This is a genomic window from Cupriavidus sp. a3 (assembly GCF_051015765.1).
Taxonomy (GTDB): Bacteria; Pseudomonadota; Gammaproteobacteria; order Burkholderiales; family Burkholderiaceae; genus Cupriavidus; species Cupriavidus oxalaticus_A.
Genome location: NZ_CP170644.1, coordinates 58,456 through 79,168, shown reverse-complemented (window position 1 = coordinate 79,168; position 20,713 = coordinate 58,456). Strand labels below are relative to the sequence as shown.

Annotated in this window: 16 protein-coding genes; 5 read left to right on the top strand and 11 right to left on the bottom strand. The window is 69.6% G+C overall.

Features of this window, described 5'->3' with window-relative positions:
* Window positions 1-65 precede the first annotated feature (65 nt).
* Together ACAD63_RS22260 and ACAD63_RS22255 are read right to left on the bottom strand one after the other, a co-directional pair.
* Window positions 66-1,223 (bottom strand): CaiB/BaiF CoA transferase family protein, encoded by a 1,158-nt coding sequence (locus ACAD63_RS22260; RefSeq protein ID WP_434034352.1) that lies wholly within the window; start codon window positions 1,221-1,223, stop codon window positions 66-68.
* 8 nt (window positions 1,224-1,231) lie between these two features.
* A complete protein-coding gene (locus ACAD63_RS22255) occupies window positions 1,232-2,179 on the bottom strand; it encodes a hydroxymethylglutaryl-CoA lyase (RefSeq protein ID WP_434034351.1) in 948 nt (315 codons plus the stop codon).
* A gap of 213 nt (window positions 2,180-2,392) precedes the next feature.
* Between ACAD63_RS22255 and ACAD63_RS22250 the strand changes: the two genes are divergently transcribed.
* Window positions 2,393-3,349: a LysR family transcriptional regulator gene (locus ACAD63_RS22250; RefSeq protein WP_434034350.1), complete on the top strand. Its 957-nt coding sequence runs from the start codon at window positions 2,393-2,395 to the stop codon at window positions 3,347-3,349.
* A 184-nt stretch (window positions 3,350-3,533) separates the two neighbouring features.
* Entirely contained in the window at window positions 3,534-4,226 is a 693-nt protein-coding gene (locus ACAD63_RS22245) for an SDR family NAD(P)-dependent oxidoreductase (protein ID WP_135703311.1), read from the top strand.
* A 43-nt stretch (window positions 4,227-4,269) separates the two neighbouring features.
* Here ACAD63_RS22245 and ACAD63_RS22240 read toward each other — a convergent pair whose 3' ends face one another.
* Window positions 4,270-5,205 carry a LysR family transcriptional regulator gene (locus ACAD63_RS22240; protein ID WP_135703312.1) on the bottom strand — a complete coding sequence of 312 codons (936 nt, stop codon included), beginning with the start codon at window positions 5,203-5,205 and terminating at the stop codon, window positions 4,270-4,272.
* 116 nt (window positions 5,206-5,321) lie between these two features.
* Between ACAD63_RS22240 and ACAD63_RS22235 the strand changes: the two genes are divergently transcribed.
* Window positions 5,322-5,999 (top strand): type 1 glutamine amidotransferase domain-containing protein, encoded by a 678-nt coding sequence (locus tag ACAD63_RS22235; RefSeq protein ID WP_133095622.1) that lies wholly within the window; start codon window positions 5,322-5,324, stop codon window positions 5,997-5,999.
* A gap of 121 nt (window positions 6,000-6,120) precedes the next feature.
* On the opposite strand, the gene ACAD63_RS22230 is transcribed toward ACAD63_RS22235, so the two are convergent.
* The 7 genes from ACAD63_RS22230 to chrA all read right to left on the bottom strand — a co-directional run bounded on the left by ACAD63_RS22230 (window position 6,121) and on the right by chrA (window position 14,958).
* A complete protein-coding gene (locus ACAD63_RS22230) occupies window positions 6,121-8,559 on the bottom strand; it encodes a penicillin acylase family protein (protein WP_434034349.1) in 2,439 nt (812 codons plus the stop codon).
* Window positions 8,560-8,684: 125 nt separating this feature from the next.
* Window positions 8,685-10,283: a sulfite reductase subunit alpha gene (locus ACAD63_RS22225; RefSeq protein ID WP_434034348.1), complete on the bottom strand. Its 1,599-nt coding sequence runs from the start codon at window positions 10,281-10,283 to the stop codon at window positions 8,685-8,687.
* Window positions 10,280-11,308, bottom strand: a complete 1,029-nt coding sequence (locus ACAD63_RS22220) for an FAD:protein FMN transferase (RefSeq protein WP_205751605.1) — start codon at window positions 11,306-11,308, stop codon at window positions 10,280-10,282. Before ACAD63_RS22220 ends, ACAD63_RS22225 begins: the two co-directional genes overlap by 4 nt.
* A gap of 11 nt (window positions 11,309-11,319) precedes the next feature.
* Complete coding sequence (locus tag ACAD63_RS22215) at window positions 11,320-12,186, bottom strand: DUF4198 domain-containing protein (RefSeq protein ID WP_434034347.1); 867 nt, start codon at window positions 12,184-12,186, stop codon at window positions 11,320-11,322.
* 19 nt (window positions 12,187-12,205) lie between these two features.
* Window positions 12,206-12,730, bottom strand: coding sequence for a DUF2271 domain-containing protein (locus ACAD63_RS22210; protein WP_195430316.1), 525 nt, complete (start codon window positions 12,728-12,730; stop codon window positions 12,206-12,208).
* A 75-nt stretch (window positions 12,731-12,805) separates the two neighbouring features.
* A complete protein-coding gene (locus ACAD63_RS22205) occupies window positions 12,806-13,462 on the bottom strand; it encodes a PepSY-associated TM helix domain-containing protein (protein WP_135703316.1) in 657 nt (218 codons plus the stop codon).
* Window positions 13,463-13,734: 272 nt separating this feature from the next.
* Entirely contained in the window at window positions 13,735-14,958 is a 1,224-nt protein-coding gene (chrA, locus tag ACAD63_RS22200) for a chromate efflux transporter (RefSeq protein ID WP_135703317.1), read from the bottom strand.
* A gap of 341 nt (window positions 14,959-15,299) precedes the next feature.
* Here chrA and ACAD63_RS22195 point away from each other — a divergent pair, with 341 nt between their 5' ends.
* Window positions 15,300-16,856, top strand: a complete 1,557-nt coding sequence (locus ACAD63_RS22195) for a methyl-accepting chemotaxis protein (RefSeq protein WP_133095616.1) — start codon at window positions 15,300-15,302, stop codon at window positions 16,854-16,856.
* 121 nt (window positions 16,857-16,977) lie between these two features.
* Complete coding sequence (locus ACAD63_RS22190; RefSeq protein WP_133095615.1) at window positions 16,978-17,229, top strand: GlsB/YeaQ/YmgE family stress response membrane protein; 252 nt, start codon at window positions 16,978-16,980, stop codon at window positions 17,227-17,229.
* On the opposite strand, the gene ACAD63_RS22185 is transcribed toward ACAD63_RS22190, so the two are convergent.
* Window positions 17,202-20,468, bottom strand: coding sequence for a transglycosylase domain-containing protein (locus tag ACAD63_RS22185; protein WP_135703318.1), 3,267 nt, complete (start codon window positions 20,466-20,468; stop codon window positions 17,202-17,204). The two genes, ACAD63_RS22190 and ACAD63_RS22185, sit on opposite strands and share 28 nt — an antisense overlap.
* Window positions 20,469-20,713 lie beyond the last annotated feature (245 nt).

Genomic DNA, 20,713 nt, shown 5'->3' with positions numbered 1-20,713 from the left:
CTCCGTATCGTTATCGTCGGGCGATGCCGGCGCCGCTGTGCCGCGGCCTGCCGGGCAGGCGCAGTTCAGCCGCGGCCCTTGCCGAGCTGCGCCAGGATCTCTTCATTGTGCTCGCCGGGCCTCGGCAGCGGGCTGCGCACGCCGGGGCGGCGGCCGCCCATCAGCAACGGCAGCAGCACCGTGGGCGTGGTCGAGCCGTCGTCGGCCTGCATCGGCACCAGTCCGCCGCTGGCGAGCAGGTGCGGATCGTCGAGCAACTGGTCGGGGCGCACGATCGGCGCATAGGGAATGCCGGCCGCTTCGAGCTTCGGCGCGAGTTCCGCGGAACGATGGTGGCGCAGGATCGCACCCAGTTCTTCCAGCAGTTGCGCCCGCACGGCCACGCGCGCGGTGTTGCTGGCGTACTCCGGCTTGTCGATCAGTTCCGGATGCTCCAGGACGTGGCACAGCGTGACGAACTGCTTGTCGCTGACCGCGCCGATAAAAAGCTGCTCGTGCTGCGCCAGCGTGAACACGTCATACACGCTCCACGCCGACACGCGCGACGGCATCGGCGGCGGCGGCTCGCCGGTCATCGCGAATTGCTGCATGTGCTGCGAGGCCAGGAACACGCAGTTCTCGAATAGCGCGCTCTGGATCTCCTGCCCCTTGCCGGTGCGGTCGCGCTCGCGCAGCGCGGCGAGCACGCCGATCGCGCCGAACATGCCGCCCATGATGTCGTTGACCGAGGTGCCAGCGCGCAGCGGCCGGCCGCTCGGGCCGGTCATGTAGGACAGGCCGCCCATCATCTGCACGACTTCATCGAGCGCCAGCCGGTTCTCGTACGGGCCGGGCAGGAAGCCCTTGTGCGAGACGTAGATCAGGTGCGGGTAGTCGCGCGACAGCGTGGCGTAGTCCAGCCCCAGCTTCTGCATCAGGCCGGGACGGAAGTTCTCCAGCAGGATGTCGCTCTGGCCCGCCAGCTCGGCGGCGGCGGCGCGGCCTTCGTCGGTGGTGATGTCGAGCACCACGCTTTTCTTGTTGCGGTTGAAGGCGCGGAAGAAGCCGATGCCCAGGCCCGGCAGGCTGCGCGTCTTGTCGCCGCCGGGCGGCTCGACCTTGATCACCTCGGCGCCGAGGTCGGCCAGGATCATGCCGCAGGTGGGGCCCATCACCATGTGCGTGAATTCGACCACGCGCACGCCGGCGAGCGGCAGGGCGTTGCTGTTGCTGTCTTGGGGCATGTTGGTTCTCAAACGGTGGCCGCGACGCGCTCGGCCGCGAAGGTCTTGGGCAGGCCGGCGCGCCACAGCGTGCCGTGCAGGGTCTCGTCGCGCAGCCAGCCGGCCACGTCTTCACGCAGCGCCAGCAGGCGCCCGATGTCGATGCCGGTATCGATGCCCATGCTGCCGAGCAGGTAGGCAAGGTCTTCGGTGGCAACGTTGCCGCTGGCGCCGGGCGCGTGCGGGCAGCCGCCGATGCCGGCCAGGCAGGCGTCGAAGCGGGTCACGCCGGCCTCGAGCGCGGCATAGACATTGGCCAGGCCGAGCCCGCGCGTGTCGTGGAAATGGCCGCACCAGAAGCGCTCGCCGGCGATGGCGATGGCGCGCGCGAACAGCTCGCGCACCATGGCCGGATCGGCGTAGCCGACGGTATCGGCCAGGCTGACGCGGTCGGCGCCGGCATCGAGCAGCGCCTGCATCAGCCGCAGCACTTCATCGGCATCGACATGACCCTGCAGCGTGCAGCCGAACGCAGTACCGACGCCGCCTTCGATCAGCGTCTTCGCGCCGCTGGCATCGCGCGCGGCGCGGATGCGCGCCACTTCGGCCACGACTTCATCGGGCGTCTTGCGCAGGTTGGCAAGGCTGTGCGCGTGGCTGGCCGACAGCGGCACGATCATCAGGTCGGCGCCAGACTCCAGCGCGTCCTGCGCGCCGCGCAGGTTGGGCACCAGCACTGACGTGAACATACCCGGCAGCGTGCGCGCGAACGCGACCAGTTCGGCGGTATCGGCCAGTTGCGGCAACAGGCGCGCGGGGACGAACGAACCGACTTCCAGTTCGCGCAGGCCGGCGGCGTGGGCGCCGCGGATCCAGGCGAGCTTGCTGGCGGTGGGCAGGATGGTGCGGATGCTTTGCAGGCCGTCGCGCAGACCGACTTCGCGGATCACGGCCTGGCTGGGGAAGGAAAGGGTCATGGTTCTCGGGGACTGGTGAGGCGTCCGTGCGGGGGCGACGGGATAACTCTATGAGTTTCTCCAGGCAAGCTGAAGCGATGGTTTACGCATCCAGACATGCCGAAACGGAAAGTCATCACGTGCCCTCTGTCACGCTTCGGGATTTCCCGGATGCGATGTCATTGCGCCTCCAGGCGGCGTAGCATTCCAATCCGGAAACCAAGTTGCCCCGCCATGCGAGACCTCGACCTCACCACGCTGCGCCTGTTCGTCGCCGTCTGCGAAACCCGCAACATGGCGCGCGCGGGCGAACAGGAACACATCGTTGCGTCCGCCATCAGCAAGCGGCTGGCGCAATTGGAAGAGACGGTCGGCGCCACGCTGCTGGAACGCCGCCGCCGCGGTGTCATCCCCACCCCCGCCGGCGAGATCGTGCTGGGTCATGCGCGCGCCATGCTGGCGGCGGCCGACCGCGTGACGCGCGACATGGTTGACTACGGCTCCGGCGTGCGCGGGCAGGTGCGCCTGCTCGCCACGGTGTCGACCATGGCGGAATCGCTGCCGGACGACATCGCCGCCTTCATGCAGTTGCCGGCGCACCGCGACGTGCGCGTGACGATCGAGGAGAGCCTGAGCAGCGAAGTGGTGCGCGCGCTGCGCGACGGCACGGCGCCGCTGGGCATCTGCTGGGACGCGGCCGACCTGGAAGGCTTCCAGACCCGCCCCTACCGCACCGACCACCTCGCCGCCGTCGTCCACGCGGGGCACCCGCTGGCGCGCGCGGATACCTGCCTGTTCGAAGACACGCTGGACTACGACCAGATCGCCATGCCGGCACAGACCGCGGTGCAGATCATGCTGACGCGCTATGCCGCGATCCTGGGCCGCCGCATGGCGCATCGCGCGGTGGTGTCCACCTTCGACGCCGCGCTGCGCTGCGTGCGCGCGGAACTCGGCATCGTCATCATCCCGGCGGAGATCGCCACACTGGTCGCCACGGCCTTTGGCCTGCGCGTGATCCCGCTGCGCAACGACTGGGCGCGGCGGCGCTTTGCGATCTGCTGCCGCGACTTCTCGCTGCTGTCGCCCGCGGCACAGCTGCTGGTGCAGTTCCTGGAAGAAGCCGCGGCGAAGGAAGCGGCCGCTTCAGGCGTTGTGCCCGCGCAGACCCCGGCGCGGCGCAAACGGTAAGCCGCGCGCGCAACTTCTCGTGCGTTTCGAGGGTTACCCCGAGGCGTTTTCGCAAGCTTATGTTGCGTGCCGTTGCGTAGACTGGCTTGCGTTTTTCGCTGCCGGCCACGATGGTCGAAGAAGAAAAAAGCCGGGCGAAACCTGATCACGACAATGCGCGCCGCCACGGCGCAGGAGCACGCAAATGAACTTCAACGGCAAGAACGTACTGGTCACCGGCGCACGCGGCAACCTGGGCCGCGCGGTCGCGCACGCCTTTGCGCAGGCGGGCGCGCGCGTGGTGCTGCTGGACCGTCACGACGCACCATTGCCGGAAGTCGGCAGCGGCCACCTGGCCCTGCAGGCCGACCTGCTCGATGCGGACAGCCTGGCCAAGGCCATCGGCGCAGCCGTGCAGGCGTGCGGGCGCATCGACGTGGTGTGCAACCTGGCCGGCGGCTTCGCCATGGGCACGGGCATCCACGAGACCAGCACCGCAGACTGGAACCGCCTGTTCGACATGAACGTGGGCACGGTGCTGAACATGGCGCGCGCGGTGGTGCCGCACATGCTGGCCGCCGGCGGCGGCGCCATCGTCAACGTGGGCGCCAATTCGGCGGCGCGCGGGCTGGCGCAGATGGGCGCCTACTGCGCCTCCAAGGACGCGCTGGCGCGTGTCACCGAATCGATGTCGGCCGAGCTGCGCGACCAGGGCATCCGCGTCAACGCGGTGCTGCCCAGCATCCTCGACACGCCCGAGAACCGCCAGGCCATGCCGGATGCCGATACCTCGCGCTGGGTCGCCCTCGATGCGCTGGCCGACGTGATCCTGTTCCTCGCCTCCGACGCCGCGCGCGCGGTGCAGGGGGCGCTGGTGCCAGTGGTCAACCGCGCCTGACCGCTGGCCGGGCCGGCTTGCGCGCCGCAGGCCTGTCCTGCGGCTATGGCTGCAACAGCGGCTGCGGCTGCAGCGAGCCGGCCACTTCCTGGATCTGCTGGCGCAGCCAGCGCCGCAGCCGGTCGGCGTCGGTGCGGGCATGCCAGATCTGCATCATCTCCACCCTGGGCAAGGCAAACGGCACCGGCAGCAGCAACAGGTCCGGGTCGCGCGCGACCGCCTCATCCGCCACCGACCGCAGGCAGGTCAGCAGCAAGGCCGTGCCGCGCACCAGCCGGCTCGGCGCCAGGAAGCTCGACAGCCCCGCCACCACCTTGCGCTTGCGCCCTTGCGCCGCCAGCGCGCGGTCGACCACGCCGTTGAGGTCGCCGGTCAGCGTCGTCAGCAGGTGCTCGCAAGCCAGGAATGCATCGAGATCGAGGCCGCGCGCCAGGTGCGGGTTGGACCTGGATGCCAGCACGACGAAGTCTTCGCTGCACAGCCGCTGCTGGTGGAAGGTATCCGGCAGGTCTTCGTAGAACCCCGCGATCGCCAGGTCGCAGGTGCCCTTTTCCAGTTCCTCGCGCGGCAGCTCGCCGCGGGTGTTATGCGTGACCACGACCAGCCCGGGTGCGTCGCGCCGCAGCCGCGGCAGCAGCGCGGGCAGCAGCAGTTGTTCCATGTAGTCGGTGGTGTAGAGATGGACGGCCTCGCCGCGCGCAAGGAAATCGCGGCCATCGCAGGCCTCGTAGAAGGCATCCAGTTCCGCCACCAGCCGCTGCACCTGCGGTGCCAGCTCGTGCGCGCGCGGCGTCGGCGTCAGGCCGCGCGGCGCGCGCACGAACAGCGGGTCGCCCAGTTCGTCGCGCAGCCGGTTCAGCTTGTGGCTGAGCGCCGGCTGGCTCAGCGCCATGCGCGCCGCCGCGCGCGAGGCATTGCCTTCCTGGTAGAGCACATGGAAGACGTAGAGCAGGTTCAGGTCCTTGCTGACGATATTCATTTTTTGGATGGCAGAAATCGAAGATTCGAAGTTTTCGAATCATATCCAGCTGCGTAGGATGTTGCCAATGCCGGGGCTGCCCCGGCTGACCGTGGACGCAAAACCGGAGAACGAACATGCAAATCCTGATGGTGCTGACCTCGCACGACCAGCTTGGCAATACGGGCAAGAAGACCGGCTTCTGGCTGGAGGAATTCGCCGCGCCCTACTACGTCTTCAAGGACGCCGGCGCCGACATCACGCTGGCTTCGCCCAAAGGCGGCCAGCCGCCAATCGATCCCAAGAGCGACGATCCGGATGCACAGACCGATGCGACCCGCCGCTTCCGCGCCGACACCGCCGCGCAGCAGGCGCTGGCCAGCACGCTGACGCTGGACCAGGTAAAGGCCGACGACTTCGACGCCGTGTTCTATCCCGGCGGCCATGGCCCGCTGTGGGACCTGGCGGAAGACAAGCGTTCGATCGCGCTGATCGAGCAGTTCGACCGGCTCGGCAAGCCGGTGGGCGCCGTGTGCCATGCGCCGGGGGTGCTGCGGCACGTCAAGGGCGCGGACGGGCAGCCGCTGGTCCAGGGCAAGGAAGTCACGGGCTTTACCAACAGCGAGGAAGAGGCGGTGCAGCTCACCGAGGTGGTGCCGTTCCTGGTGGAGGATGTGCTGAAGGCCAGCGGCGGGCGGTTTACGCGAGGAGATGACTGGGCCAGCCACGTTGCGGTGGCGGGACGGCTGGTGACGGGGCAGAACCCGGCGTCGTCGGAGGCGGGGGCTGAGGCGGTGTTGGGGTTGTTGAAGTAAGGCGAGAGTCTTCCACCTGCTGGCGGTTTGCACCCCTCGCCCGCTTGCGAGAGGGGTGCGTTTGCAGGGGGTGGTAGCTTGCGGCAGACGGTTGAGCTTGCGATGCGCCGGTTGAAGGTTCTTACTGCGGCACCAGCTCCAACCTCTCCCTGCTCACCCTCTCCACCGCCTTGCGCGTATAAACCAGCGGGAAATACTCCCCCTTGGCCCACAACGGCGCCAGGTCGCGGTAATGCGCGCTCGCAGGATTGCCCGACTGCCCCGGCGTGTTGATCACGCGCGAGCCATCCCAGTTGCCAACATCCAGCACCATGCGGAACGAGGCCCCCGCGGTCAGCCGGAAATCGTTGTTTCGGTAGCTGGTATTCATCGGCGTAAAGGCCGAGCCGCCGATCGGGCCAGCGTTGATGTTGAACTGCTGCCGCTCGGCGTCGTTCAGGATCGGGTCCATCGGATGCGTGAACACCGCGGTGTGCAGCTTGCCCCATTGCCAGCCGCGCGGGTCGGGGCCGAGCTTGCCTTCCATCTCGGCCAGCGCGGCCTTCAGCGATTCGAGCATCACCGCATTGCGCCGCGCCGCCGGCATCCACGGATCTGGCTGCTCCAGCACCGCGACCACGCGCGCTGCATCGCCGGCGCCGACCAGCCGGGCGGCATCGGCGGGCAAGGCCGCGCGCACCACCGCCGGGCGCAGGTGCTTGCTGAACCAGACTTCGAACAACGCCGCCGCGGCGCTGTCGGCGCGTTCGTTGCCGTCCCAGCCGCGCAGCAGGTCAAGGCCGCGCGCCAGTTGCGCGTCGTCGCTGCGCACGTCCTTCAGCAGCGCCACCACGCGCTGCGCCGGCAGCGACACCGTGTCGTTCTGCCACGCCATCGAGTCCTGCACCGAGCTGCGCGGACTGGCGCCCACCACCGCCTTCAGGCGCCGCGCGCGCGAGCTGTCGCTCCATTCGTAGCCCACGCCCGGCTTTGCCGCCGGATGCTCGGGCGGGATGTTGTTCTCGTTGGCGGTGACGATATAGCCGGGCGCCGGGTTGTAGGCCCACGGCAGCTCGTCCATGTTGCGGTAGCCGGCCCATTCATAGCGGCCGTCGCCCGGCACCGGCGTCAGCCCGTCCCAGTTGGGGCGCTTGACGGTCAGGCCGCCGGGGATCCAGCCGATATTGCCGCCGGTGTCGGCATAGACCTGGTTTTCGCCGGGCGCGCCCCAGCGGTTCATGGCGGCGCGGAACTGGTCCCAGTTGCGCGCGCGCATGTAGTCCATCGAGCCGAAGTACGGCGCCATGCCGTAGTCGAGCCACGCGGCGCGCAGCACCCAGGCGCGCGCGGCGTCGGCGTACAGCACCGGGCCGTGGCGGGTGAAGTCGACGGTGACCTTGCGCGGTGCTGACTCGCCCTTGACGACGATCTCCTCGGTGACGGTCTCCATCGGCTCCCAGCGGCCCTTGTACTTGTACTCGCGCGCGTTGGCCGGGTTCAGCTCGTAGCCGTAGAGGTCTTCCTGGTCCATGTAGAAGCGCGTCAGGCCGAACGCGATGGTGCCGTTGTGCCCGATCGAGATGCCTGGCAGGAACGGCTCGCCCGCGCCGATCACCGACATGCCGGGCGCGTTCAGGTGGCTGATGTAGCGCAGGCTGGGCGCGCCATGCGAGCGGTGCGGGTCGTTGGCCAGGATCGGCCGGCCGGTGGTGGTGCGCTTGCCGCCGATGACCCAGTTGTTGGAGCCGAGGCTGCGGCCGGTGTCGCTGTTGGGGTCGACCAGTGCGTAGAGCTGGTCGAGCGGGATGCTGGCGTTTTGGGCGCCGCTCCATGCGTCCTTGGGAAAGCGCGCAGCGGCGGTGGCCAGCTCGTAGGCACGGCGCAGCTCGGCAGCGGGCACCGTGCAGGGATCGAGGCCGGCGCTGAGTCTGGGTTCGACCGGCGGGTCGAGCTCGCGCCGGATCCAGTCGGCGCGCACGGCATCGGCCTTGGCTTCGCAGAACAGGCGGGCGCGATCGATCTCGCCGGTGAAGTTCAGCGTCAGGCCGTGGTGGCGGATGCGCACGATATCCTCGGCCTGCCAGCGCGCGGGCTTGTAGTTGAGCTTGCGGAACTCGGGCGGCAGCAGTTCCGGCTTCTGCTCGGTCAGCGCCACGTAGGCGTTCACGCCCGCAACGAAGGCCTCGGCGACGCGCTTGGCGTCGGAGCCGTAGGCCAGCCATTCGCGGTACATGTCGCCGCGGAACAGCACCGCGCGCGCCATGCGGTCGCCGTCGGCATAGGCGGGGCCGAAGTCCTTCGCCATCTCGCCGAGGCCGCGCTTGCGCCACAGGTCGATCTGCCACAGGCGGTCGCGCGCTGCCATGAAACCCTGCACGTAGAAGGCGTCGTAAAGCGTGCCGGCGTAGATATGCGGCACGCCCCAGCGGTCGACCAGCACGGTCGCGGGTTTCTCCAGGCCGGGAACGGCCAGGCGGTCGGCGCGCGCGGGCGCCTCGGCCATGGCGGCGGGGATGGTGGTGGCAACGGTGGTGGCAGCCAAAGCCAGCGCAGCGGCAAGGCGGCGGGGGGTGCGTCGCATCAGGTCTCCTCGGTTTTGTGTTCGCTGCAAATGCTTTGCAGTCCACACCGAAGATAGTGCATGCGCGGCCGGGGCGCGAGTGGGTAAAGGAAGGCGCGCCGATCTCCGCACGGCACGTGGTGCAATCAGTAGACGTCGCGCCGGTAGCGGCCCTCGTCGGCAAGCTGGCGCAGCGCGGGTTCGCCGAGGATTTCCGTGAGGGCCTCGTTGACGCCGCCGGCCATGCCTTGCAGGCTGCCGCAAACATAGATGGCCGCGCCTTCCTGCACCCACTCGCGCACCAGCGCCGCCTGCGCGCGCAGCGCGTCCTGCACGTAGTGCGGCGTGGCGCCGTCGCGCGACCAGGCGTGGTCGACACGCTGCAGCGTGCCGTCGGCCCGCCATGCGGCCAGTTCGTCGGCGAAGAAGGCGTCATGCTGCGCCGAGCGCTCGCCGAACAGCAGCCAGTTGCGGCGCCGTGCCGCCGCGGCGCGCGCCTTCAGGTGGGCGCGCAGGCCGGCCAGCCCGGTGCCGTTGCCGACCAGGATCAGCGGCCGATCGTCGGCGGGTGGATGGAAGCTGCGGTTGGCGCGGATGCGCAGCGCAATGCGCGCGCCCACGGCCGCATGCTCGGTCAGCCAGCCGGAGGCCAGCCCCAGCCGGCCGTCGTCGCGGCGCGCCTGCCGCACCAGCAGTTCGAGGCGGCCGTCCTGCGGCAGCGAAGCAATTGAATACTCGCGGTGCGGCAGCGGCGACAGCGCATCGACCAGCTGCTGCGGCGGTACGGCCTGCATCGCGGCAAAGTGGACGTCGGGCAGCGGCATGCGCGTGGCCAGCGCCTCGGCTAGCGTCAGGTCGCGGGCGTCGCAGCGCACCGGCGTGGCACCGTCCAGCGCGAGGCGCGCCAGCAGCCGCGCGACCTCGGCCGGCGCATGGCATGGGCCGACTTCGGCGATATCGCCCGGCTGCCAGTCGAGCGCGTCGCGGTCCCGCGGCTCCAGCACCACGTGGAACGCCGGCGCGCCGTGGCTGCCGGGATTCAGGTGGCGGCGCTGGGCCAGCACCCAGTCGCCGTAGGGCGGGCGCTCCCAGTCGGCAATCTCGGCGCCGCCGCTGAGCGCCGACAGGTGGTTCTGCCAGTGGCGCAGCGCGCCGGCATCGCCGTTGTCGACCTCGATCAGGTCGAACAGCGGCTGCGCGCGATGGCGCTGCAGCCAGTGGTCGAGCGCGTGGCCAAAGGCGCAGAAGCGCGCGTAGCTGCTGTCGCCGAGCGCCAGGATGCCGTAGCGCAGCTCGCGCAGCCCGTCCGCGCGGCCAGCCAGCAGCCGGCGCGCAAACCCGCAGGCGCTGTCGGGCGCGTCGCCCTCGCCGGTGGTACTGACCACGAACAGCGCCTGCCGGCAGGCGGCCAGCCGGCCGGCATCGACATCGGCCAGCGACAGCAATTGCACCGGCATGCCGGCGCCCTGCAGCGCGGTCGCGGTCTGCAGCGCGAGCTGCTCGGCAAACCCGGTCTGGCTGGCATAGGCGACCAGCGTGGCGCCGTCCGTGGTGCCTGCCAATGCCGCCACGCGCGTGCGCCGCTGGCGGTGGGTCGCCAGCACCGTGCCGCAGAAGCCGGCATAGGCGGCGACCACGCCGGCGGCGATGGCGCTGCGCGACGGTCCCAGCAGCGACAGCGCCACGCCGCCGGCCAGCGCCAGCCAGCTGGCGCCGGCAAAGGGTGAAAGGATGGGACGGCTCATGCCAGCATCGCGGCAAAAGCCGGGGAAAGATGTTCGTCGAAACCGCCCGGCGTGCGCACCAGGAAGCGCGCGGCAATGCCGTGGCGGCGCGCGTGCGCCATGCCGGCCTCGGGGCCGAGCACGGTCAGCGCGGTGGACAGCGCATCGGCCAGCATGCACTGCGGGTGGATCACCGTGACCGAAGCCAGCGCGTGGCTGGCCGGGTAGCCGGTGCGCGGGTCGATGGTATGCGCATAGCGCCGGCCGTCGCGGTCAAAGTAGCGGCGGTAGTCGCCGGAGGTGGCGACGGACAGGCCGTGCAATGCCAGCAGGGTCTGCCCGTGCTGTTTTTCCTGTTTTTCTTGTTCGTCGCTGCCCAGGCCCGGCGGCGCTTCCAGCGCGACCCACCACGGCATGCCGTCAGGCTTGACGCCATGGCCGCGCAGTTCGCCGCCGATCTCGGTCAGGTGGTGCGCCAAACCCTGCGTGTCGAGGTAGCGCGCCACCGCGTCGACGGCAAAGCCCTTGGCGATGGCGCAGAAATCCAGTGACACGCCGCCGGGCTGGCGCGCGCGCCTTGCATCGTCATCGAGTTCGATGCGCGACCAGCCACAGCGGCCGCGCGCTGCCTGGACGGCATCGGGCGACGGCGGCGCGCCGCGCCGCGGCGCCGGGCCGAAACCCCACAGGTCGACCAGCGGCCCGGCGCTCGGGTCATATGCGCCGCCGCTGTCGCGCGCCACCTGCAGCGCGCATTGCAGCACGGCAAAGCAATCGGGCGGCAGCTCGTGCCAGCTGCCCGCCCCGGCGCGGTTGAAGCGGCTGATATCGGAATCCGGCTCCCAGTTGCTCATCTGCGCAATCACGCCGTCGATCACCGAGGCGATGCCTGCGCCGATGGCATCGGCATCCGCAGCCGGCGGCAACATGGCCACGACCGACCAGGTCGTGCCCATGCTCGCGCCGCCCCAGCGGTGCTGCCGCCCATCGCGCGCGGGCGGCACCGGAGGTGCTTGCAGCGCGACGGGGACCAGGATGCGGTTCATCAGCGCAATGCTTATTGCGGCAGCACTTCTACCGTGACCGCGTAGGTCGCGCGGCGCGACTTGGCCTGCTTGAAGGTCGCCTTGTCGTCGCGCACCTCGGCTTCCATCCAGTACATGCCGGGCGCCGGCCACTTGACGCTGAACTTGCCGTCGGCGTCGGTGGTGACGCTGAGCTCCTGCAGCTTGTCGCGATAGCGGATGCCGCCCGGCACCACCTCGACCTTCAGATTGGCGGCGGGCTTGCCGTCGAGCAGCAGGCGGAAGCTGGCGGTGTCGCCTGCGACCAGGTCGTTGGGATGCGTAATCGGGGCCAGCTCCAGGCCGCGGCCGGTGGTGCGCAGGCCCTTGTCGCTGGGCTTGCCGGCGGTGACGAAGGACTCGACCCGCCCTTCGGCCTGCGTGACCGTCAGCTCCTGCGCGTTGGCCGGGACTTCCCTGGCGAAGTTCTCCGCCGAGCCGCGCCAGCGCTTTGCCTGGCCATCGACCTTGTAGCTGGCGAACAGGCCCTGGTTGACCACCGCCACGCGGTACGTGCCCGGCTGCGTCAAGTGCACGTCGAAGGTGCTGCGGTACTTGCCGGTCGCCGCGTTCTCGGCCTTGACGGCGCTGCCGTCCGGTGCGGTCACCTGCAGGTTGTCGAGGCGCAGCGGCACGTGCTCGAAGTAGAACAGGTCGTTGGAGACCGCGGCGTCCACGGTCACCCACGAATCGTTGCCCGACAGCACGGTGGCCGACGGCAGCAGCCACTGGCGGTGCGCGTGCGCGGCCAGCGGCGCCAGCGCGGCCAGGGCGAGCACGGCCAGGTTGGTGGCCATGTGGGTGGCCATGCGGGAACGGGCGGGGGACAGGATGGCAGACAGGTTGGCGGCGGGTTTCATCGTCGGGCTCCGGGAAGGATTACGGCTTCAGGTCGACGGTGACACCGCCGAGTTCGTGGTCGCCCTTGGCGCGGGCGGTCTGTGCGGCTTGCGGCGGCCAGGTGAACGGCACGCGCACCAGCTCGCGTCCGCCGACTTCGCGCGCGGCTTCGACCACCAGCTGGTAGTCGCCCGCCGGCAGCTTGCCCAGCGGGTTCTTGCCGTCGCGGAAGCTGACCGTGTGCTCGCCCGGCGCGCGGGTCGCGCCCGAGATGCCGTCGGCCGGCATGTTCAGGTCGCGGCCGGCCTTGCGCCACCACTGGCGCATGTCCTTGAGCCACTTGGTGCCCTCGTTTTCCTTGAGCTTGCCGTCATACCAGACCGCCAGGGTCTGCACCGGGCTCTGGTCGGCGCGCTCGACCCACATCGCCACATAGGGCTTGTGGTACTCGGCCACGTTGAGTCGCGGGATTTCCACCTTGACGTTCAGGTCGGCGGCCAGCGCGGGGCCCGCGAACGGGACCGTGGCCATGCCGGTCAGGGTGACGGAGAGCAGTCGGCGCATATTCGGAGAAACCTCGTCAGTGAGATGCAGCAGGAAAATCGATCGGGATGCCGGCGTGCCTGGCCAGGGCCAGGCTCAGTGAATGAACAACACCGCCAGCAGCAGCGGCACCACCAGCCCCAGGCCGACCAGCGGCCAGGTCGCCAGCCGCCCGCCCGCATGCAGCTTGAGCAGGAACAGGCCGGTGACGCTGAAGACCAGGCACGCGAGCGCGAACACATCCAGGAACAGGCTCCATGCCTGGCCGGTGTTGCGGCCCTTGTGCAGGTCGTTCAGGTAGGAGATCGCGCCGCGCGTGGTTTTCTCGTACTGGGCCTCGCCGCTGTCGAGCTCAAGGCTGACCCAGGCATCGCCGCCCGGGCGCGGCAGCGCCACGTAGATTTCATCGGCCGACCATTCGGCCTCGCGCCCGCCGGCATCGACATCGAGCGCCTGTGCCAGCCAGGCGGCCAGCGCTTCGGGCACGGGCGCCTTGCGATCGCGGGCCTTGCCGTCGCCAGCGGGCTCCTGCGCGCGCAGCGTGTCGAGCAGCGCAGCGGGGGCGGTGGCATGGCGCGTCTCGACCGCGGGCTTTGCCTCGATCTGCGATGCGTGGTTAAGCGTAAATCCGGTCACGGCAAACAGCATCATCCCGATCAGGCAGATCGCGGAACTGATCCAGTGCCACTGGTGAAGGTGCTTGAGCCAGAACGCGCGGCGCTGCTGGCCGGAAGCTGGCTGGGATTCGGTCATCGCGGTGGTAGGCGGCTGGCCCCGGTAGGACCGGCGGCCGGCCCTGCTGGGAATCCTGGGAAGCTGGAGCGCCGCCTTGCACACAAGACGCAGGGGTTGTGCCATTGCCATCACAATGACGGACGCAGGAGAGAAGGATAATCGTTCGCATTTGAATGCGCAAACGGTTCCGGGCGCGTCAGGTTACGGCGCATTACAAGGGTCAGGCTTTGTGTGTGTGTGCGGCGCGCGCCCTCCTCGGATGCGCCGCTATAGCCACTATGACAGCGGCGCTACAACCACGTGCCCGCCGCCCACCCCGCCACGCCGCTGGCCAGCACCACCAGCCAGGGCGGCAGCTTCCACAGCATCAGCGCCACCAGCGCCAGCGCGACCAGCACGATATCGAGCGGCCCGCGCACCGCGCTGACCCACACCGGCTGCCACAGCGCCGCCAGCAGCAGCCCCACCACGGCCGCGTTGACGCCGGCCAGAGCCGCCTGTGCCCGGCGGTTGCGGCGCAGGCTATCCCAGTAAGGCAGCGCGCCGATGACCAGCAGCGCGCCGGGCAGGAAGATCGCCACCGTGCACAGCAGCCCGCCGGCCCAGCCGGACGGCGGCACCTGCGACGAGGCGCCCAGGAAGGCGGCAAACGTAAACAACGGGCCGGGCATGGCCTGGGCCACGCCGTAACCGGCGAGGAAGGTTTCCTTGCCGACCCAGCCGGGCGCCACCACTTCGGCGTCCAGCAGCGGCAGCACCACGTGGCCGCCGCCGAAGACCAGCGCGCCAGCGCGGTAGAAGGCATCGAACAGGCGCACGGCGGGATCGGCGCTCAACTGCGCCAGCACCGGCAGACCGGCCAGCAGCAAGGCGAATGCCACCAGCAGCAGCGCCCCGGCACGATGGCTGACCGGCAGTCCGAGCGGCTCATGCGTGCCGGCCAGCGCCGGCCGCAGCAGCAAGGCGCCCGCCAGCGCCGCAACGGCCATCACCGCCACCTGCGTCCACGCCCCCGGCAGCGCCAGCACCGCGCCCGTGGCGGCGATCATGATGGCGATGCGCACCGGGCCACGGCACAGCGTGCGCGCCATGCCCCACACCGCCTGCGCCACCACCGCCACCGCCACCAGCTTGAGCCCGTGCAGCACCCCGGGTGCCGCGGCCATGCCGTAGTGCGAGACGCCCAGCGCGAACAGGATCATCAGCAATGCCGACGGCAGCGTGAAACCCAGCCATGCGGCGAGCGCGCCAGCGTACCCCGCGCGCGACAGCCCCAGCGCGATCCCGGTCTGGCTGCTGGCTGGGCCAGGCAGGCACTGGCACAGCGCGACCACGTCGGCATAGGCGGCCTCGCTCAGCCACTGGCGGCGCCGCACCAGCTCATCGCGGAAGAACGCCAGGTGCGCAACCGGACCGCCGAACGACGTCAGGCCGAGGTGCAGGAACACCAGGAACACGGCAAGCGGCCCCTCGTGGCGGTGGGTGTTTTCGGAGGGGCTCGGCAAGGTGGCCATGTGCGCGGGGATCGATGGAGATAAGAAAGGCTACGTCGGTGCAACGCGCCGATTCTGCCGGATTTCCGGGGGCAACGGCGCGACAAGAGCCGGCAGCAGCACGTCTCGCATGCCACCCATAAAAAATAAGCGCTCACTACAGCACTTATAAGGCAAATGTATTAAAGCCAAACAACCACACCGCTTCCATGGACGGTATTACCCCAATCAAGTTAGTTTCCTGCCCCGCCGTTAGCCCGCAGACGCACACGCATGCCCGGACAGGCGCCAACCACGAATGACGCCGCAGATGCGTGTCACCGATGAGCAATGCGCAATGCGCTGAAGGAGGAATGGAAAGCATGCTGGACAACCTGAGCCTGAAGAAAAAACTGATGCTGCCGCTGGTGCTGAGCTGGGTCTGCCTGCTCGGCATCACGCTGTGGAACGCCTGGCACATACGCACGCTGCGCATGGATGAGCGCCGGCTCGACCTGGCTCACGTCACCGACACCGCGGTCTCGGTGGTGGCCGAGTACGAAGCGCTGGCCAGGGCCGGCAAGCTGCCCGCCGACGAGGCCAGGCAGCAGGCCATCGAGCGCGTGCGTGCGATGCGCTTCGGCGCCGACGGCTACTTCACGCTGATGCGCTCCGACACCGTGGTGCTGATGCACCCGTTCAAGCCGGAGATGAACGGCAAGGCGATGGAGGGGATGAAGGACCCTAACGGCGTCTACCTGTTCCGCGATATCGCCGCGATCGGCAAGGGTGCCGGCAAGGGCTTCGTCGAATACCTGTGGCCCAAGCCGGGCGCCGAGGCGCCGCAGCCGAAGCTGAGTTACGTGGCCAACTTCCGCCCGTGGGACTGGAACTTTATCGCCGGGCTGTACCTGGATGACATCGAGGCGGCGTTCCGCGCCGAGCTGTGGAAGGCGCTGGGCCTGCTGCTGGCGGTCGGCGCGCTGATGTCGCTGGTGATGGTGCGCGTCTCCGCCAGCCTGCACCGCCAGCTCGGCGGCGAGCCGGCGGCCACCGCGCAGATCGCCGGCCGCATTGCCGAGGGCGACCTCGCCGGCCATGTCGAAGTGCGCCCGGGCGACGAGCACAGCGTGCTGTTCGCGATGCAGCGCATGCAGGCGCGCCTGACCGGCGCGATCGGCAGCATCCGCGGCTCGGCCGATTCGATCGCCGGCGCCGCCAAGCAGATCGCCGCGGGCAACGCCGACCTGTCGCGCCGCAGCGAAGAGCAGGCCGCCTCGCTGCAGGAAACCGCGGCGAGCATGGAGCAGCTCACCAGCACCGTGCGCCAGAGCGCCGACAACGCGCGCCAGGCCAGCCGCCTGGCGGAGGGTGCCTCGGACATCGCCGTGCGCGGCGGCACCATCGTCAACCAGGTGGTCGGCACCATGGGCGAGATCAAGCAGGCCTCGGGCAAGGTGGCCGACATCATCGGCGTGATCGAGGGCATTGCCTTCCAGACCAACATCCTGGCGCTGAACGCCGCAGTGGAAGCCGCGCGCGCCGGCGAGCAGGGCCGCGGCTTCGCCGTGGTGGCCGGCGAGGTGCGCACGCTGGCGCAGCGCAGCGCCACCGCCGCCAAGGAGATCAAGGCGCTGATCGGCGACTCGGCGCAGCGCGTGGAAGACGGCGCGGTGCTGGTGGAAAGCGCCGGCAAGGCGATGGACGAGATCGTGGCAGCGGTCAAGCGCGTGACCGACCTGATGGGCGAGATGCGGGCCGCCACCGAGGAGCAGACCGGCGGCATCGAGCAGGTCAACCAGGCGGTGTCGCAGATGGACCAGATGGCGCAGCAGAACGCGGCGCTGGTGGAAGAGGCGGCGGCCGCGGCGGCGTCGCTGGAGGACCAGGCCGACATGCTGCACCGGGCCGTCGGCCAGTTCCGGCTGGCGCGCGCCTGACCGCAGCGGCGCTGTCACGTCAGCGTCATACGCGGCCGGCGGCTGCGTGTATCATGAAGCGCAGCCGGCTGCACCATGCAGCCGGCCCCCATCCTAAGCAGTCCACTACCGGGAGCGCACCATGATGGCATTCATCGGCACCGTGTTCGTTGGCCTCATCGTCGGACTGATCGCACGGGCGGTGAAGCCCGGCGAAGACAAGATGGGCTGGATCATGACCATCATCCTCGGCGTGCTGGGCTCGGTGGTGGCCGGCTACGTCGGCCGCGCGATGGGCTGGTACCAGCCGGGCCAACCGGCCGGCTGGATCGCCTCGGTGATCGGCGCGATCGTGCTGCTGGTGATCTACGGCATGGTCCGCCGCAAGGGCTGACTGGCCTTGCGCACGGTGATGGCATCGTTGGCGTCGGCCAGGCTCGGCGCTTCGGGCTTGGCCGGCGCAGGCGCCGCGGGCTGAGCCACCGCGTCGGCGCGGGGCGGCGGGGCTTCCAGCCCCTGCGCCATGCTGGCGCCCGGCACGGCTTCGGCCGGTGACGCCATGGTCGGCACGCGCGGCATGCGCAGGCCCGGCGCCGCATCACGGCAGCGCAGCAGCGCACGGTCGCCGCCTGGCGCCATCGCCGCCACCTGCGGCGCGATCGCGCGCAGCACCCGCACCGCCAGCGCGCTGGTAAAGCTGTAGCGCACCGCGTACGGCTCGCGCACATTGACCACCACGGTGCCGAAGAAGCGCTCGCCCAGCGTAAAGACGAACGTCGCCGAGCGGTTCACCGAGCGCGACGAGATCAGCCGCCCGCCCGGCCCGTACACCTGGAAGCGCTGGTCGCCGGTGCCGGTCTTGCCCGCCACCGTCAGCGACCCGCCGTCGCGGCCCGGCACCGTGAAAGCGCCGCGGATCGACTTGGCGGTGCCGCGTTCCACCACGTCCAGCATCGAACGCCGCGCCAGCTCGGCCACCTCGGCCGGCAGCACGCGCTTGCCCGGGCCCGGCTGCAGCACGTAGCGCGTGGCGTAGGGCGTGCCGTCGGCAAAGGCCAGGCTGCGCACCGCTGCACTCTGCGTGGCCACGCCGCCGGCCAGCAGGATGCCGGCCAGCTCGGCCAGCGCCGCCGGACGGTCGCCCGCCGCGCCGATCGCGCTGGCGTACGACGGCGTCAGCGAATCGAACGGATAGCCCACCCGTTGCCAGCGCCTGGCGATGCGGGTGAAGGCGTCCTGCTCCAGCAGCGTGCGGATGCGGTTGTCCTGGCCCGCCTTGCTGCGCGTCTTGAACAGCCACTTGTAGACTTCCTGGCGCTCCGCCGTGCTGGCGCGCAGCAGCTCCGTCAGCGTGGCGTCGGGGTGCTGGTCCAGGTACTCCACCATCCACAGTTCCAGCGGATGCACCCGTGACAGGTAGCCGCGGTCGTTCAGGTTGAACTTGTCCTTGCCGTACTTGCGGTACAGCGCGGGCAGGTCTTCCTTGGCGAGCTGCTTGTCGCCCAGGCGCGCGCGCATGATGCGGATATAGCTGTCCTCGTCCAGGTAGGGGCGCGCGCTCAGCAGCGTCACCGACATGCGCACCGCGTTGATGTGCGGGATGGTCATGCGCACGCGGCCCAGCAGCGTATCCAGCCGCTGCTCGGAAGTCTTGCCGCGGTAGCGCTGGTAGAAGTTGACCATGTAGGCGCTGCCTTCCTGGTCGGCAAAGCGCTCCAGGTACTCGCGCCGGCCCGGGGCGTTGCGGTCCTCGAACAGGTCGCCGATGTCCGGATTGGCGTGGAAGGTCTCGTAGCGCACGATGTCGCGCATCATGCGGATGAAGACCAGGTTGACCGAATGCTGGAACGCGATGCGCACGGTCATGTTGCGCTCGCCCGCCGAGCGCTCGAAGTTGGTGAAGCTCTGCAGCCCGCCGCCGGTGTAGAAGCCTTCCCCGGCGCTGCCGGAGTACTTGCGCTCCATCGCGGCCTCGAGCATCGCCATCAGTTCGCGCTCCTCGGGCTTCTTCGCCTTGGACAGGTAATCCACCGCCCAGTGGGCAAGCACATCCTGCCGTGCCAGCCGCACCCCGGCCAGTTCGGCGCGGCCCATGCCGGCGTATTGCGCATGCAGCTCACTGACGATTTCCAGGTAGGTCACCAGCGTGCGCAGCTTGGCGGTCGAACCGAGGTTCAGCCGCGCGCCGCTGTTGATGTCGAACGGCTGGTCGATGTTGTCGGCCTGCACCCGCACCACGTTGGCGTTGCCGACACGCTCGAACAGCGTGAAGCTGGTCATCAGCTTCGACGGGTCGTCGTTGTCGCGCAGCAGGTTATGGCCGTACAGGCCCATGGCGCGCGCGTCCGTCTTGTTGTTCACGCGCTGCAGCGTCTCGGTGACGATGCGCTGCGCCTCGCGGTTGATGGTGCTGTCGACCGTCAGGTCGAGCCGGTCCATGTCGTAGCGGCTTTCCACGCCGGTCAGGCGGGTGACATCGGCGCGAACGCGGTTGACGGCCTTGCGCGTGACGAACGGCTCCTGCGGCCCGCGCTGCGGCGGCGCGGCCTTGTCCAGCGGCTGCGCCAGCGCCGCGTCGCGCAGCTCGGCGGTGATGACGCTGTTGGCGGCCAGCAAGCGCAGGTAGCTGGCCGTCAGCGCATCCAGGTTGGTGTCGTCGCGGCGCAAATGGTAAGACGGCCGGCGCTGCGAGATGATCAGCGACAGCGCTCGCTTGAATACCTGCGCCTGGCGCGGCTCGGGCGCGCGCTGGTCCATTTCCTTGAGCAGCCGGTTGACCTCGCCGAAGTCCTCGCCATACCACACCCACAGCGCGTCGCCGATGCCGTTGATCTCGCCGAAGCCCTCGCGCGCCGACAGCGGCACGGTGTTGAGGTAGTCGACCACGATGCGCTCGCGCGCGCGCTGCGTGTCGGGTCCGTCCAGGTAAGCGCGCAACGACGCCGATGCCATCTGCCGGAATTTCTCGGGGATCGACGCGGTGCGTCCTTCGGGTGAGTGCCGGTACTTCTCGATCTGCGTGGCCAGCGTGCTGCCGCCGGGCGCGTCGTGCGAACGGTCGGCCAGCCGGATGAACTGGTCGAGCACCGCGCGCGACAGCCGGCGCCAGTCCAGCGCCGGGTTCATGTTGGGGTATTCGGGGTTGAGCAGGCCCTGGTTCTCGACGTACAGCAGCGCGCTCACCAGCAGCGGCGGCACCGTGGCGAAGTCGGGATACTGGCGCTGCGGATAGCGCTCGAACGCCAGCGTCAGCCCGTTGCAGTCGCGCAGCAGGAGGCCGGCCTGGTTCTTCTCGCGGTACGGCGCGAACAAGCCCTGGTCCATCAGCCTGACCATGTCGGGCGACATGCGCGCCTGCTCGGCGGGAACGTAGCCGCGCTGCTGCAGCCGTTGCGCGAACTGCGGCAGCAGGCCGTAGCCCATGCGTGCGTCGTAAGGACCGGAATGCGGAAAGCGGATGCTGTCGCTGGCGCCAGGCTGGATCTCGAAGGTCAGCCGCTGGCCGAGCTCGCCGATGAGCCGCGCCTGCCAGTGCGAATTGCGCACTTCGCTCGCGACAAAGCTATACACGACGTAGACGCCCCCGGTGAGGGCGACCGCCAAGCCAGCGAAAATCCAGCCACGACGCGACACGTTTGGGCTTCCCTGTTTGGCCGGCGTTGCGCGCATCGGAATCCGCGCACCAGCTCGAAGCGCAATGTTCTCGCGGCACGCGCATTGCGCGTGCCGCCTGTCTTGATATTAGTAGGAGTCTGGCCGGCGTGCATCAAGCATGCGCGAGGTCATGGCGTTATTGACCCTCGCCGTGCATCGCGCCGTCGCTAACGCGCGTCATTCGGAGACGCGCTTGCGCCACATGCCGGCGTGCCCTGCACCGC

What these genes read in the sequence shown, in the direction of transcription:
- ACAD63_RS22240 (WP_135703312.1), bottom strand. Translation starts at nt 5,205, where the DNA reads ATGAATATCGTCAGCAAGGACCTGAACCTGCTCTACGTCTTCCATGTG.
- ACAD63_RS22225 (WP_434034348.1), bottom strand. Translation starts at nt 10,283, where the DNA reads ATGAGCCGTCCCATCCTTTCACCCTTTGCCGGCGCCAGCTGGCTGGCG.
- ACAD63_RS22255 (WP_434034351.1), bottom strand. Translation starts at nt 2,179, where the DNA reads ATGACCCTTTCCTTCCCCAGCCAGGCCGTGATCCGCGAAGTCGGTCTG.
- ACAD63_RS22245 (WP_135703311.1), top strand. Translation starts at nt 3,534, where the DNA reads ATGAACTTCAACGGCAAGAACGTACTGGTCACCGGCGCACGCGGCAAC.
- chrA (WP_135703317.1), bottom strand. Translation starts at nt 14,958, where the DNA reads ATGGCCACCTTGCCGAGCCCCTCCGAAAACACCCACCGCCACGAGGGG.
- ACAD63_RS22205 (WP_135703316.1), bottom strand. Translation starts at nt 13,462, where the DNA reads ATGACCGAATCCCAGCCAGCTTCCGGCCAGCAGCGCCGCGCGTTCTGG.
- ACAD63_RS22250 (WP_434034350.1), top strand. Translation starts at nt 2,393, where the DNA reads ATGCGAGACCTCGACCTCACCACGCTGCGCCTGTTCGTCGCCGTCTGC.
- ACAD63_RS22220 (WP_205751605.1), bottom strand. Translation starts at nt 11,308, where the DNA reads ATGAACCGCATCCTGGTCCCCGTCGCGCTGCAAGCACCTCCGGTGCCG.
- ACAD63_RS22260 (WP_434034352.1), bottom strand. Translation starts at nt 1,223, where the DNA reads ATGCCCCAAGACAGCAACAGCAACGCCCTGCCGCTCGCCGGCGTGCGC.
- ACAD63_RS22230 (WP_434034349.1), bottom strand. Translation starts at nt 8,559, where the DNA reads ATGCGACGCACCCCCCGCCGCCTTGCCGCTGCGCTGGCTTTGGCTGCC.
- ACAD63_RS22235 (WP_133095622.1), top strand. Translation starts at nt 5,322, where the DNA reads ATGCAAATCCTGATGGTGCTGACCTCGCACGACCAGCTTGGCAATACG.
- ACAD63_RS22195 (WP_133095616.1), top strand. Translation starts at nt 15,300, where the DNA reads ATGCTGGACAACCTGAGCCTGAAGAAAAAACTGATGCTGCCGCTGGTG.
- ACAD63_RS22210 (WP_195430316.1), bottom strand. Translation starts at nt 12,730, where the DNA reads ATGCGCCGACTGCTCTCCGTCACCCTGACCGGCATGGCCACGGTCCCG.
- ACAD63_RS22190 (WP_133095615.1), top strand. Translation starts at nt 16,978, where the DNA reads ATGATGGCATTCATCGGCACCGTGTTCGTTGGCCTCATCGTCGGACTG.
- ACAD63_RS22215 (WP_434034347.1), bottom strand. Translation starts at nt 12,186, where the DNA reads ATGAAACCCGCCGCCAACCTGTCTGCCATCCTGTCCCCCGCCCGTTCC.